The sequence below is a fragment of the Rummeliibacillus stabekisii genome, assembly GCF_007988965.1.
In the GTDB taxonomy this organism is placed as follows: Bacteria; Bacillota; Bacilli; order Bacillales_A; family Planococcaceae; genus Rummeliibacillus; species Rummeliibacillus stabekisii.
Genome location: NZ_BJVD01000005.1, coordinates 145,158 through 159,500, shown reverse-complemented (window position 1 = coordinate 159,500; position 14,343 = coordinate 145,158). Strand labels below are relative to the sequence as shown.

The 14,343-nt window shown below is 36.2% G+C and carries 13 protein-coding genes; all 13 read right to left on the bottom strand.

Going from position 1 to position 14,343, the window contains the following annotated elements; translation table 11 throughout:
- Window positions 1–152 precede the first annotated feature (152 nt).
- Window positions 153–554 (bottom strand): hypothetical protein, encoded by a 402-nt coding sequence (locus tag RST01_RS10760; protein ID WP_147196699.1) that lies wholly within the window; start codon window positions 552–554, stop codon window positions 153–155.
- Window positions 555–565: 11 nt separating this feature from the next.
- A complete protein-coding gene (locus RST01_RS10755) occupies window positions 566–2,668 on the bottom strand; it encodes a midas domain-containing protein (protein ID WP_147196698.1) in 2,103 nt (700 codons plus the stop codon).
- Entirely contained in the window at window positions 2,655–3,203 is a 549-nt protein-coding gene (locus RST01_RS10750) for a hypothetical protein (RefSeq protein ID WP_147196696.1), read from the bottom strand. The genes RST01_RS10755 and RST01_RS10750 overlap by 14 nt, the downstream gene beginning before the upstream one ends.
- 22 nt (window positions 3,204–3,225) lie before the next feature.
- Window positions 3,226–3,450 carry a hypothetical protein gene (locus RST01_RS16010; protein ID WP_186806990.1) on the bottom strand — a complete coding sequence of 75 codons (225 nt, stop codon included), beginning with the start codon at window positions 3,448–3,450 and terminating at the stop codon, window positions 3,226–3,228.
- Window positions 3,451–3,648: 198 nt separating this feature from the next.
- Window positions 3,649–4,116 carry a hypothetical protein gene (locus RST01_RS10740; RefSeq protein ID WP_147196692.1) on the bottom strand — a complete coding sequence of 156 codons (468 nt, stop codon included), beginning with the start codon at window positions 4,114–4,116 and terminating at the stop codon, window positions 3,649–3,651.
- Between the two features lie 78 nt (window positions 4,117–4,194).
- Window positions 4,195–6,261, bottom strand: a complete 2,067-nt coding sequence (locus RST01_RS10735; protein ID WP_147196691.1) for a hypothetical protein — start codon at window positions 6,259–6,261, stop codon at window positions 4,195–4,197.
- 2 nt (window positions 6,262–6,263) lie between these two features.
- Window positions 6,264–8,132: an ATPase, T2SS/T4P/T4SS family gene (locus RST01_RS10730; RefSeq protein ID WP_244946702.1), complete on the bottom strand. Its 1,869-nt coding sequence runs from the start codon at window positions 8,130–8,132 to the stop codon at window positions 6,264–6,266.
- Window positions 8,129–8,935, bottom strand: a complete 807-nt coding sequence (locus RST01_RS10725; protein WP_147196689.1) for a hypothetical protein — start codon at window positions 8,933–8,935, stop codon at window positions 8,129–8,131. Before RST01_RS10725 ends, RST01_RS10730 begins: the two co-directional genes overlap by 4 nt.
- Window positions 8,936–8,953: 18 nt before the next feature.
- Window positions 8,954–9,700: a hypothetical protein gene (locus RST01_RS10720; RefSeq protein ID WP_147196687.1), complete on the bottom strand. Its 747-nt coding sequence runs from the start codon at window positions 9,698–9,700 to the stop codon at window positions 8,954–8,956.
- A 3-nt stretch (window positions 9,701–9,703) separates the two neighbouring features.
- Window positions 9,704–10,660: a hypothetical protein gene (locus RST01_RS10715; RefSeq protein WP_147196685.1), complete on the bottom strand. Its 957-nt coding sequence runs from the start codon at window positions 10,658–10,660 to the stop codon at window positions 9,704–9,706.
- A 13-nt stretch (window positions 10,661–10,673) separates the two neighbouring features.
- The gene (locus RST01_RS10710; protein ID WP_147196683.1) at window positions 10,674–12,065 is read right to left on the bottom strand and encodes a hypothetical protein; all 1,392 of its coding nucleotides are present in this window, start codon (window positions 12,063–12,065) and stop codon (window positions 10,674–10,676) included.
- 265 nt (window positions 12,066–12,330) lie between these two features.
- Window positions 12,331–13,302, bottom strand: a complete 972-nt coding sequence (locus tag RST01_RS10705; RefSeq protein WP_147196681.1) for a hypothetical protein — start codon at window positions 13,300–13,302, stop codon at window positions 12,331–12,333.
- On the bottom strand, window positions 13,299–14,204 hold the full coding sequence (locus RST01_RS10700) for a hypothetical protein (protein WP_147196679.1): 906 nt from the start codon (window positions 14,202–14,204) through the stop codon (window positions 13,299–13,301). The genes RST01_RS10705 and RST01_RS10700 overlap by 4 nt, the downstream gene beginning before the upstream one ends.
- Window positions 14,205–14,343: the final 139 nt, after the last annotated feature.

The window sequence follows — 14,343 nt, the reverse complement described above, 5'->3', positions numbered from 1 at the left end:
ACATAACAGTTGGCACTAAAGTCTTTTTAATATTAGTCATCTTTGAGTTTTTCATTATAGAATCCACCTTTACCTTATATAACAAAAGTATATAGCATATTCCATAATTGAACAAAAACACCCTATTTAGTTTTCAATGTACAGTATAGTTTCTATAAATAATTTATTGTGATGTCATGCTGTGAAGAGACATATTGCTTACTGCCAATCCCTATATAATTGTCGTGAATTGAACGGATTTTAAATGACTGACCTTTTTCTACATATCTAAGAATTACACCCGAACGGCTACATATTGGTATGCGCTCATTCATCGTTACCTCGCCAAACTGTATATCGTATTGACTAGGATCGACATTCACAATGTAATGTCCATTAACAAGTTGTATATAATCGTCTGTAATTGCTTTTACTTGATAGGAATTACCACGCTTTAAATACTCTTTAGGTACTCTTTCGAACTCATTGCCATTCTTCTTATAAATTGATACGTCATATTTCATCGTTATTTCAGCTTTATATTGTGATTGTTTACTTAACGCTATAGCTTCCATTTAAATCCCCCTTACTGTTTGTTTAAACAAGAAACTTCTCTATAACCATTTTTAGCTGCTTCTTTTTTCGAGTTGAAAATCTCTGTTGCATCATACTTAAACTTGCATAATTCACTGTAATAAACCTTTTTATGTTCAACGGTTGCACCATAGATTTTATCTTTCTTAAGTAATCGTGCACCTGCAAAAGCATGACTACTATATGTGTAATCTCCTCTGCTAAATTGCACGCCTTGTACAAAGGCAAAAATGCCGTCATCATCAACACTGTTATACCAATCATCGTCAGAAATTAGAGGTAAACTAAATTTATAGGTTATACCAAGTTGACGTGTATACGTATTGTGTTGATTAATATAATAGGCAAATTGGTCTTGCATAACAGAAACAATTACTTTCTTGCGAACTCTTTCAAAGTAGTCTTTGTTATTTAAAATAAAGATGGCTGGTGTTTCTTCAGCAACGGGTTCCTTATCCTTTACTGGTTCATCTGGTTTAGTTAACTCTTCGTTTGAAGTGTCATCCTTACACTCATAATGTCCATCATCTTCTACTTCATCATCTTCTTTTACATCAGGTAAGTATGGATCTTCATCCTCTGTAGGAGGGGGGCTGACATCAATTTCTTCATCACTTGGATTCTCATCGCCCGTGTTGTTATCGTCTGTTGTATTGTCGTCTGATGATGTATTGTTATCATCTTTGGTGTTGTCATCTGTTGGTGTGTTATCGCCAACTTCTGGATTTTCTGTATCCGACATATCTGTATCTTCTGTAGAGTCACCATTAGCTGGTGTATCTTCATCAGGTGGCGTTACCTCAATACCTGTTTCTGCTTCTGTTTCTGTATCTTCATCTGTTTGTGTCCCTACTACTGCATCCATCCCATTTGTTTCTGTAGGAGCAGCGTTCTCTTTGTCTGTTAAGTTTCCTAGAATCTTATAAACCGGATTATCTTTTATAGGGTTTGAAGCCTTTGTAATTGCTGAAGAATCTTCTTTTTCTTCGCTCTTATCTTCAGTTGGTTTTTCACATACACTTTCGCTTAGTTGACCCTCGGTTGGCGTTGCGATATCGGTTAAGAATCGTATAAATAAATCATCACTAACTTTGGCTTGTACCCTATCAACTATTGCAGGCTCTATGTCAAACTCTGACTTATATTTACCGAGCATTTCAATTAACTCATTGAATAACTCTTCTGGTAAGGCAGCACGTAGCTCTGCTTTAGTTTGAAGAGTTAATCTAGCTCTTAGCGTATCAGCGTCGCTCTCCGGTTCTTCAAATACTGGCGGAAGAGTAGCTTCGTTTTCTGGATCTTCAATATCTTTTGGCGTCAAAGCCACAATCAAGTCACTCAATAAGTTATAATCTATTTCTGAAATTTCGTCTTGAAGCTCTTCATCCAGTTCATCTATCGTTGAGATGCTCCTCAGACTGTCAGTTAATCGTTTGTATAGGTCATCGGATAAGCCTTCCTTCAATCTCTTGAGTAAACTCTCCGAAACTTTATCTAGTAGAGTTATCTTTGAAGTGTCCGGATCTTCGTAATGCACTTCTTCTTTGATTAAGTCCATTACTTCCTCTCGTGTACCTTCATACCATTCATCTAAGGATTTCACATAAATCTCAATATCCTGATCAATTGTAAAATTAATAATGTTTCCCTCTTTATCTGTATAGGAAAACGGTACTTTAGGCATCCATTGGCGTTTTAATATGTCATTGCCATTTTTATCAGACGAATGTTGGAATACGCTTAGTGAAAGCCCATCGTTCTCTAGTACTGCGAATGCGGGTACATATCGTGAAATTAAATCAATTGTATTTGTATCGTTCGTTTGAAAACTAACTGATAGTGTTTGTAAAAATGTTTTCAAGGCAGCATCTTTGTCTGCTGGGTTTTCCTTAGAGGAAGCATAGCCTGCTTCATCTTGACCTACGGATGTCCTTCTCAAAATTGTTATCGCGTCTTGAGTAGCTGTGGTTATGGCCATATCATATTGCTTATTTAAACGGGTATATACACTAACATCTTCTGCTCTCCATTGTGAGTAACAGAGAAGAGGAAACATAATGATATATGTAATGATGAAAAAGCTAGTAATCTTCATTTAATACCATGCCTCCATATGAAACGTTAATGGAAGAACCTTTTTCATCCCCTGTATTATTCGTTAAGAAATCGAATAGAACACTAGAGTTGGTTTTATCAGCATTTTCAACGCTTACTGAAAAGTAATCATCTTGCTGGAGCTTATACATCCGTTTATTTGTAGGTTTTGAAGTCTGACCATATAACACATCTTCAATTTGGTCATTGTAGTACTCATCATAGTCGACTAAATATTCTCCTGTGAAAGACTTATCGTCTTTTGGATCTTTAAAGTCAGGTGTATATATTTTTTGTTTATGAACCATTTCAATATCAAAATGATAATTTCCAATATCTAATTGTGATTGGAAGTCCTCGTACATTCTTGGAGTAATAAATCCTTTCGTACGGACATTATCAACAAATTGTGTAACTGTATTGTAGGCATTTTGGTAAGCTACATCATCTTGGATTCTATAATTTTGATATACGGCGAAAAGAATCAATAATACAAAAAGTAGCATAGACATTACTTTAGCAAATCCGTTTGGCAAGTCGTTCACCTTCCTCTTTTAGCTATGATGCTGGCTTGAAAACAATTTCACTTTTATTTCCGTCATCATCATATTTTATTTCTTGGTAATAGTGTTGTTTTACGTTGATTTTAGATTGTTTATTCTTTAAGTCGGATTCGTCACTGAATGTAATGCCATCAACTTTAATAGGGACCTCGTCATCACCAATTCGATAAATTTTAGCAATTACCTGAACGCCGCTCCATAAATCGTCAGACTCTGGCACTTTACTATCTTGTATGTAAACCGTTTCTGAACCTTTAAGATTGTCATAGAGTTTTGGTAACTCCAAAAAGCTATAAACTATGTAAGTAGCAGCTGCTAAAAATAGCAGCAAGTTTACTCCGAACTCTAATGCATCAGAAGTATTATTTTCCATAAAGAGCGGGGATACATGGCGTACCCCCTACCTCCATTCAAAGAATTATTTAGATTGTTGAACAAATTCAATTGCACGGATAACTTGATTGGAGTCACGTACAATATTGGCTTTAAATGTACCTGACGGATTAACATATTGACTTGAATTAGTATTATTAATCTCTGAAACAGAGCTTGTAGAAGCAGTAAGTGTATCTCCACTATTTGAAACTGTGTTGTAATACCATGTTGAATTACCTTGCCCAGTCACAATTTTTAAACCTAAATCATTATTTTTTCCTTCAGTAGCAAAACGACGAACTGCATTGACAACTTGAGAACCAGAAACTGTAGTGTTGTCATAACTTAAATACTTTTGATCTTTTAATTCAGTAGAAAGGTTATTAAAGTCACTTGTTGCGCTTTTGGCTGGCTCTGTTGAAGTTGAGTAAACCAATACACTAAGAGTAATTAAAGCGATTGCTAATAAAATCCCCGCTCCAAACATTAACGCTTTTGATGGTGCTTCCATTTTTAATTCTCTCCTTTAAAATGAGGTATATATGCAATGACAAATCTAAAGATAAGATTCTAAATCTCAAATTCACCCCTATGTCTGTATTTGAGTTACCAATTCTTTAGATTTGATGATGCTGATGTAAATAATCGGAATAACTAGATATAATGCCACTAAAGCTGTGGTCGGTACCCAAGAGATAAGCGTTCCCCAGAAACTACGGATATTTAAAGATCGTTCATCTCTTTCATTTCTTTGTTCTACGTAATATTCACGTTCAACTGCAATGTCTTCAAACGCCTCTTGAACAGATATTCGTATCACTGCTAATTCAAGTCGTTCAACCATTTGTTGGAATGGTTCAAAACTTACTTGTTCTTTAAGTTTCTTTAAGGTTTCATCCGGTCCAGCGTCGTATTCTAATATGGCTTCTTGCAAAGCGGTTTTAAAGATTACACTGAATCGCTCTATCCAATTAAGAATTTTGAAAACAGACATACTTTCAAATTCTTTTAATATGCCAATCAAAATGAGATATTGGTATACTTCATTTTCCATGTCTTTTTGCCGTAGAACCTTTTGATAATGCAAAATCAACAATGGTACTAAAGAGGTTACATAAACCAATGCAAAAGCTATAATTACCTCCCACCATTTGATAAAAGCACCATGAATAACATTCCATTTCATAGAAACACGTTGAATAATTTCTTGTGCTTTAGGTGTATTAGGATCTTTTACATTAATGCTTTTCAACACATACTTTTGCACCGTCTGCATGGTTACATTTTTTTCATGCTGTAGTTGCATTAATAGATGCCGGTCAAACTCTGTTTCCTCTACCAATGCGGCTTTTTCTTGTTCCGTAACATTCCCAGCGAAGAATGAGGTTGACTCTGCACCGTAGAGAGCATTTGTTTTATCGCGATGATGAGAATAAATTAAACCTGTAAACAAAAGCAAAAACATGAGTACAGATAACAAAGTTCTCCTTAATGAAATACTGTCTATTGTTAAAGGGGAATTGGCTGCTTTTATTAATTCTTTTAACTTATATTCACGTTTGCTATATTGCTTAGGTTTAAATATTTGTATTACTGCTAATAAGAAAGGAAATTTATCTAGCACTTTCTGTTCCCAACGATTCTTTTGTAAAGACATATAGTATTTGTTTTCACTAGCGTCTTTAATTTTTCGGATCATTATGTAACTAAGTACCGCTAAACCATAAGTAATTACTTCTGCAAAGAAACCAATACGCGAGTTATAGAAGCTAGCCATAATAGGAAATGTTGAAACTGCCCAAGTCTTTATAGGTAAAGCTAAGAAGATTGGTGCAAGTGCCAATGTGGATAGACCTCTTAAACGATAAGCTAGTTTTTGCCGATATAGCATTTCGCTATTAATTTCAACATTGATTGCCGTCATGCCACTTAGAAAGGCTGAACCCTTATCAGTAATCACATCGCCCTCTTCTTTAACTGTAAGCGCAAGCCCTGCTAGTACTTTTAAAAATCGTGTTGGTGCAACTTCTTCATATTTAGAAAGATCTTCGTTAGGAGTTAAGCTAGTTAAAATGGAATGAATATATTCAGCTTGAACTTTCATTTCATTACCTGCGTAAGCAATACTTTCAAAAAAGGCCTCATCAACCATCTTACTTTGCTGATAAAAGAATCTTACTCGGTTATTAAACTCTTTTAATTGATTTAGTAATCTAACTTCCACACGATATACGAGATGATCAATCAATAATCCAGCAACGAAGAACATACCAATGAAAATCCAGAACGCGATTAAATATCCTGGCCTAATAACGAGAACCAATACAGCTCCTAATGCAAAAGCACTGAAGACTGTAAAAACAATTTTCATAACCTCTCGTCGCAAGGAGTATTCATCATAGATTGACATGGTTTCTATTCGTCGTCTTACACGAAGAATTATGGTATTCAGCAAAGGTATGCGCATTGAATAGTTATAAGCTTTTTGCGCAACAACATTGGCTTTTTCTTTCCATTTATATTTGGAATCTGTTTTCTTGCCGAGCAAGTTTGTAAGCATTTTTTTGCTTTTTTGGAGGCTATAATAGTAATAGAGTGCGATAAAGATAAAACCCAACAGGCTAAGAGCCAATATTAATAAAAGGATTTTATTCATTCTTACTCACCCCATACCTGTTTAATAAATTCGTTGAATGCTTCTTGTTCCTGGTCATTCAATTGAGAGCGTATTGCTTCAATTCGTTCATCACTTATAGGGTTTACTGGAACATATTCACCCTCACGGAATTCTACAATGTTACGTTCAATGAACTGTTGGCGCTGTGTTTGTTGTCGGAAGTACGTTGTTGCAGCTTCAATCATTAAGTCCATTTTGGCTTCTTTAGAAACATTGTCGGAAGCTGGATCTAGGATAGCCGCTTCTGAATGATCTACAGGAACACATTCTGTAATACGTTCGATATATCGAGTACCATCATAGTTTTGTCGTAAATGGATATCGAATTCTAATACATTTACTACTTGTTGTTCTGCGATTTTTTCGTTATTAAACATACCAACCTTTAATAATGAGTTACGTAACGAATAAACTAGGTTGGAGAATGTCTTCGCATGGTGGGTAAAAACCGTAAATAAAGATGCAACTTGAGCCGTTTGAATCATCCATGCTGCTACAGGGTCAGTCGCAACCTCCCCTAAAATATTCACATGACCATCTGTTTTCTTTTGTAAATCCAAGCCATCTTGACCGCTCATCGTATCAGTCTCCTGGAAACTCAAAACATTTCGAAGCGGATAAAGTGAACGAAGATTTAACTCAAAGCTTGTTTCTTGAATACGTAAGTTCAATGAAGGATGTATATATTTAATCAAGGCCATTAAGAGTGTTGTTTTACCACTACCTTGTGAGCCAGTTATCGCTGTTACACGATTGCCTCTCATAAGAAACTTCAACAAAGTTATAGGGATAGCATTGTTTTTATGAACAATTAACTCTTTAAGGCTTAGTTTAGACAGATCAAATTTTTTACGAACAAAGAACACCCAAGATTCGGCTAACTTAGGTCTAATAACAGTTACACGCGATCCATCGTGCATTTCATTGATAATATAAGGTTTCGACTCAGACAATTGGCCTGGGTAACCATATTTATATAGATTTGTCACGATTCTTCGTAGTTCGGCTTCAGTATCAAACGCTAGGAACGAAAAATGAATACTTTTCCCTCTATACATAACCCAAACACTGTTTAAGCTGTTTTCTTCTTTATTAATTAATTTATAAAGGCTATCTACTTTACTTTGTAATGCTTCCATTCGTTTGGGTAAACCGTTTACTCCCCCTGATACACCATCAATACTCATATCTCGAATTTCATCCACAACGCCAAAGCCTTTATAAGAGCTATACAAGCGTTGAGCAAGAACATCAATTTTTTGCTCGAAATTCAATCGGATAGCTTCTTTTCCATAGATATACCGGATATCTTTTTCCTCGATACGATAAGATCCGTCTGCCTTAGGTTCTGCTAAAGAATATTTATCAATCAAAACTAGTAATGCTTTAAAGCCATGTTCTTGTTCAAACATATAGAGAATAATATCGAACAGTTCACGGCCGCTCATCTCAGAGGGATTATTAAATGGAATAGCCCAATTTAACTTCTCATTATCTAACTCCATCTCATTAAACAAAATGTCTCGAATATATTCTCTAACATAAGTTTTAGAAGATAAATCGCCCGTATTACAGTTCTTTAAAGCATCTTTGAGTTCTTCTCTTCGCCTTGTGCGTCGCTTAAAATCCTCTTCTGATAGACCAAGCCCATATAGATTGATTGTAGTTAATTCAATTAAACGTTTTTTCACGTATTCTTCTAGTGCTGATATTCGATAACGGTCTTTTTCTGCTTGTAATGTTTGAAGTTCAGTCAGGTTCCTTTGATTCTTTCGAACTTTATAGAAGAGAATTCCAAACACACCAATGAATATTAGCGCTATAATCATTACATTTGCCCAAAAACTCATTGATCATCCCCCTCTTTTATTGAAAGAGAAAGACCAAATTCCTTCGCGATAATTGTATTAACTTCCTTTAATGCAGCAATGAAATCAGCAGCACTTGATGCCTTTTCCAAACTATAATGGCGTAAGAAGAATTGAGAAACCTGTTTAGAATTACAAGCATTTTTGAAATCCTTGCAATAAGGTATTGGATAAACTGGTGTATCTAAATGGAATTTCCGTTTGATTTTCTTAATATGAACGTTTGCCTCTTTATCATATTGACTAATCAAAAAAGCATGTGGCTTGTTTTTAAATCGATTTAAGAATGCTTGATCTGCAAAGAAGCCATCGAGAATAAATTGATTTTGCGGCAGATTTATTAAAATGAAATCAGCTCTTTCCAATAAATCAGTCGTAAATTCATTAGCCTGTCCACTATGTGCATCAATCCAAACAGAATCATATACGTCTGCCGTAACATCAATAACAGCATTTAATAAATCTTTATTATTCCCATTAGACGTACCACCTAGCATATCTAAACGATTCCTATAAATGGTTTCTGTATAATCTTCAACTGCTTCACTTTTTAAGAGACGGCTTTTCATAAGTCTTTCCAACGCTTTAATACCAGTTTGTTCAAACTTCTCATCCACTACATTTTTTCCAAGTAGATATTCCATAGACGAATACGATAATTGAGTATGTGTTAACAGCGTTCTTAATTTGTATTCGATAGCGAAAAGGGAGGCTAATGAAACGGTATTTGCTGTAGTAGCTCCCTGGCCATGAAGCGGTGACCAACTTACAATTGTTTTTCCCATACTAATACCTCCCTTCTCTTAGTGAATAATTTCTTTTACTGGATAATACTCTTTGTCGTTTGTTTGGTTTTTTGAATTGAACAAACGAAATGGTGGTTTGATTACTTTATCCAGTTCAGAAGCGGCATCTTCATAGAGATCCACGATCATTCTTTTGATAACTGCTTTTGTTGTTTTACTTAACTTCTTAAGCGGAATGATTTGCTCATGCTGTAGTTGGAGTTTCAACTGCTCAGCTAAATCATCAAATTCCACATTGTAAGAAGTGAAAGACCAATTTGCCCGATTTTGAATTAAATGATCGACATATTCACTTTTGATGTTGTAGGTAGACTCAAAATGCAAACGATTGATATCCGCATTGTCTGTTATATCCAACAAATGATGAAGCAGCTTCGTATCTTTATTAATGCAATAGCGTTCATCACAACTTAGATAATATCGTTCATCAATATTTGGCCATTTCGCAATTAAGCCTTCAACCGAGTCCACATCTATAATCACGCAATCATAAGCCTGCATGCTTAAGGAATTCGCTCGAAGTACTGAATTAACAGTTTCAATATTATGTGCCTCGACTACTACTTCAACATTACCTATATCTGCAATACGATCTGAAGAGTTTTCAATGTAACCGTACTTATAAACTTCGCGCTCTGTTCCATCTATAATCAAAACCCTTTTACCTATTTCCGATAGGACATGAGCGAAGAATAGAGTGAAATCCGCTTTATCCTTCGTTCCGATAAACTGAATCACTTTCATCTTTTAGTTACCTCCTGATACAACAGCATCTTGTGCGTCTTGTTGACTGCTTTCATTAGCAAGTGCATCTAAGCGTTCCTGTGTAGTTTGTTTCTCATTTTCTTCAGATATTTTGGTATCTGTATCTTTCTTTCCAGCGTCCATTGCCTGACGATCTTCTTCACTTAATTTAGATAATGCATCATCTAAGCGTTTTCGGTTCTGCTGCTCCAGGTTAAGCTCTGCAACGTTCACTACGTTCGGCGATTCTTGAATTAACTGCTTCACATTGTTTTTCACTGGATATGTCATTTGTGAGTTTTCCTGCATATGCTCATCAACGTATTGAATTGCGTAGATTTTGGCTCCTTGAACGTATGCGTCCACTATGGCAGAAGAAATAGTAAGGATTTCACCTTCATCTACTGTAGTCCACATGGTGACACCCGAAATGTCAGTGACTTTTTTCTTCGAAAGAACTACATAATCCTCCCCAGATGGGAACTGAATACGTATGTCCACGTATTGATCTTTTTCGAGCTTTGTTGGTAATTCGATAAATGAATATTCTGCTTTACGTTCATCGTTGTTGATTGCTTCGTCTTGATATAGCACGGCTTCTGAGATGACTGTGTGCTTTTTTAAATCTGTTTTAGCGTAAAATTTAGTCGTATCTACATCATCAACTTGCACTCGATTTGGAGCAGCTGCTGCATCAGGTAAAAATACTTCTTCCACCATATCAGGAGTGATTTTCTCACCCTTTTTAATATCTTCTATAAGCGCGTAAGCACGCTGGCTTTGATTAGCAACACTATTGAGCTTACTGATTTCTGTCTTATACTCTCTTTTCATCTTGATAGCGTTATCTGAATAATGATCATATAAGAAATAACCACCTGCTCCTGAGATAACGAGCATAACTCCCGCTCCTACAAGATTTGCCTTGATTAGTTTCTTCGTTCTTAGACGTATGGCCACTTATTGTTGCCCCCTATCTTAAAATACTAAATATCATGATTACCAAAAGTGATATTCCTACTCCTACACTGGTTCCGATTAGAAGATGTTTTGTAGAAGATTTCACTGGGATTTTAATAAACTCTCCTAAAATATTTGTGAGAACATGACCTACTTCTTGAATAGGTTCATAGGGATCATCTTGTATCGGGAAGGAGACCACATCCCCCCCTTTAAGTTGATCGCTTAAATCCTCAACTTTCTCCATACTTGCCCCTGGTACTAAGTAACAGTATGTATTGTCGATCTCGTATTCGTTTTCAAACTCTTCAATCCAATGGTATTTCCATTCATCTGCTGAACACACCACACACTTTACATGTGCCCGCGTAAATTCTTCTGTGTTTGTTGCATGAAAGATGCTCCCAAAATCCATAACCACATATTCATAGCTCGAAAATATATCATTCAGATCTCGGTCTTCACGATACTTGAAATGAGTTAAACCCTTCATTTCAAACATGTCATAGTCTAGTAGTAGCTTCTTTTCGCCCTCATAAAGAGAATGGATTCGATCATAGTCTTGCGAGTGATTAGATTCAACAAGCGCAACAGAATGACCATTACCTTTTAAATAACTAGCAATGCTTATTGCTGCATGAGTAGCCCCGATATGCTGGGCAACACCAGCTACACCAATTAATACAGTTCCTATGATTTGAGGTTTAGGTGGAGCTTGCCGCTCAACAGGCATAATATCCAGCATCTCATCAAAAAAGGATTCATCAATACCTACTTCTACCTTGTTTAAAGTCTCCTTTGCTTCCGCTCGCTTTTGAGCAATGCCTTTTAGACCTTTGGCCCCTTCTTGTAGGCTTTGAGCAATCTTGATAGCTGCGCTATTCTTTTTAACTTGCTCTGGTTTTGCTTCTAACTCAAGAGTTGGAAGATCTTCTTCTTCCTCTCGGGAAATTTCAGTAAAATCAAACTCAAGATCATCAGTTCCCAGACGGGAGACGTTTGCAAATTTTGGCTCTTCTTTTAATTGCTCTACAAAGGGACCTGTTTTCAGACTGCGCTCGTAGAATATATCAAGGACATTACGTGCAACTAATTTAGCTAGAAGTGGATCTTTACGGTCTCTTACACATAGGTACACAACGCGAAGATTATTATCGTATCTCATACGCCAATCCTCTATAAGAGCAACGATTTCAGCATCCCTTTTCGCCTTGTCCTCGTCAAAGTCGCTCGGTAAATAAACATCGTGGACTATAACAATGTTAGGTCTTTGGATTTCTATAAATTCATTTAGATAGTTTCTGTGTAATACCTCATCCTGCAAAACATCGAATCCACTTTCTACAAGGGGTTTTCGTAGTAAATCAGATAAACCCGTGTCACCTATTGCAAGCAATACAGTCAATTTATCGCTTCCTTTCTATGGCTACAAACACAAAAAACCCCAACCTTTAAGAGAATGACATATAATACGTCATTATCTTTTAAAGATTGGGGTTTACCCATTTAATATTAAATTGCTTGCAAAATTTTTAAAAAGGAGCAGGTAGGAAACCCACTTCCATTTGATCCCTAAAAGTTTAAACTCTTAGGAAAGAGTGTACGTTAACTTTAACATAAAGAATTTCTTTAGTCAACGATTCACAAACCATTTTACTATTAAAGTAACATTAAAATTCCAATTCCAAAATCCTTAGGTCTCCATTTTCTTTCTGAACAAAAGCTTTAGCAAAATTGCCTTCGCTCTTATCAAATAACTCATCAACTAAGAACCAAATATCAAAGTCAAAACTCTCTAATTTAATTTCTTCAGCAATATATTTAGCCATGTTTAATGTAGAAACTGAAAGGACAACAATTTGATAATTTGTTTGGGATTGCTTATCTATAATGAAGCGGCCATCACGATCATAAAGATAACGGTATTCTTCCAATAGCGTTTTAAAATACCCTATAAAATCTTGTACCAGCTGTGCACGGAAAATTAGCATATCTACCACTGCTCCACTAGAAGAAGCGATGTTGAGAACAGCAGTTGGCTTACGATATTTTGATTTACCGCCGATACGTGGCATCCAGGACCAACCCTTTGCTATTTTTGCCTCCACAGCTCTACAACGAATTTCATTTAACGCAACATAACGCTGGATAGCATAAGAATTTCCGAACCAACTTTCAGGCTTAGCGAAGTAATCGCCACTATAATAGTGACTTAACAAAAGGAATCCCGCTATGCCTAAAGTATGCGGTGCAGGTGGCTTTATTGTTTGTTCGCCATCTTCTTCACTGAAAGAAAGTCTACATTGATGACGATCAATAAAACCGTACTTACGCATAGCAGTTAAGTAAGCACTTGTTTGAGAATAAGATAGTTTGGAGGACAGGTACCGTCGCAATTGGTTTTCGTTTGCACATATGGCATCTCCCACTACTTTCAATACCATTAAGCGGTCTTGTGCTGTTTCTTTGCTAAGACGATTCATTACTTCAAGGGCTTCAACTAGACTTGTTAAAGGACGATAATCGTCGGGAAGCTTTAATTTAGCTGTAAAATTCGGATGGTCCCAAATAGAAAATGTACCATCCACCCTTGTAGATAGTTTTTGTTGAATCATTTCAGCTTGTTTTTGTTGTTCTATCATTCAAACAAGAAAGAGCCTAAATCTTTTTTTCGTCGCTTCCCGTTTGGATAGTCTAAGATTAGAACACGTCCGCGGATACGGCCATTAGGTTCTCTAGTAATTTCATTTACCACACGACAAGATACTGTTTCACCTACATCTGGTTCATCTAATCTGGCTATTTTCCCTGCCTTTACGTCTAGCCCGTTCTCTAATTGAACAAAAATGCCATGTATTTGACTCACTTGTGAAACTTTCCCTGCTATAATATCACCTTTTTTCAAAGTAGATAAAAAGCGGTAAGGGTCTGGCAAAGCTAAGCGGCGTGAGCATGCAACGATTCCTTGTTCCCTATCAAAACGCATAATTTGTACTTGTATAGTCTCACCACGCTGTGTATCAATACCATCACGTCTATTCCATGACCATTCATTAGGTTTAATATAAGCATCCTGTCCACTGATTTTAATATGAACGACTCTATTGTTCTCATTAATACTCGTTACGACTGCTTCAAAAGTTTTTTCACCAAGTGCATTTTGTTCTTTCAGATCTTCCACTTGTGTCCAAAATTCCTCTTTTAATCTTGCCTGTGCAGCTTTACCGGAAAGTAATACAAATTCCGAATTAAGATCAATTTGGGAAATCATAAATTTTTCTTTTTGCCCTACGAATCGAGCATAGTTTCTGTGTTTAACATCAGAGAAATCTTCAGCTGGGCAATAGCCGGTAATACCTCCCGGCAATGCGATCACTAACACATCTTTATAGATTTCACGAAGCTCGTTATCTTCTCCGCGTTCTTTAAGTGTTCTCGTGGTTACACTACGGACTACCCCTTCTAAAATTTCGTTAAAATGATGTTTTCTAGACAGTTCTTGCAATGCTGATTCATTTGTCCAAGACTTAATAAGTTCTGGCATCAATATTACCCCCTGTATTGTGTTGATAAGTACGCTCTCTACTTTTTCAAATAAAAAAACACCCCAATCAAACATGTAGTAACTTGCTACATGCTTGAAAGGGGTGTTCCCTTTAGATTATATAATTCGTAATTCATCA

What these genes read in the sequence shown, in the direction of transcription:
- RST01_RS10735 (WP_147196691.1), bottom strand. Translation starts at nt 6,261, where the DNA reads ATGAATAAAATCCTTTTATTAATATTGGCTCTTAGCCTGTTGGGTTTT.
- RST01_RS10740 (WP_147196692.1), bottom strand. Translation starts at nt 4,116, where the DNA reads ATGGAAGCACCATCAAAAGCGTTAATGTTTGGAGCGGGGATTTTATTA.
- RST01_RS10705 (WP_147196681.1), bottom strand. Translation starts at nt 13,302, where the DNA reads ATGATAGAACAACAAAAACAAGCTGAAATGATTCAACAAAAACTATCT.
- RST01_RS10700 (WP_147196679.1), bottom strand. Translation starts at nt 14,204, where the DNA reads ATGCCAGAACTTATTAAGTCTTGGACAAATGAATCAGCATTGCAAGAA.
- RST01_RS10730 (WP_244946702.1), bottom strand. Translation starts at nt 8,132, where the DNA reads ATGAGTTTTTGGGCAAATGTAATGATTATAGCGCTAATATTCATTGGT.
- RST01_RS10725 (WP_147196689.1), bottom strand. Translation starts at nt 8,935, where the DNA reads ATGGGAAAAACAATTGTAAGTTGGTCACCGCTTCATGGCCAGGGAGCT.
- RST01_RS10720 (WP_147196687.1), bottom strand. Translation starts at nt 9,700, where the DNA reads ATGAAAGTGATTCAGTTTATCGGAACGAAGGATAAAGCGGATTTCACT.
- RST01_RS10755 (WP_147196698.1), bottom strand. Translation starts at nt 2,668, where the DNA reads ATGAAGATTACTAGCTTTTTCATCATTACATATATCATTATGTTTCCT.
- RST01_RS10760 (WP_147196699.1), bottom strand. Translation starts at nt 554, where the DNA reads ATGGAAGCTATAGCGTTAAGTAAACAATCACAATATAAAGCTGAAATA.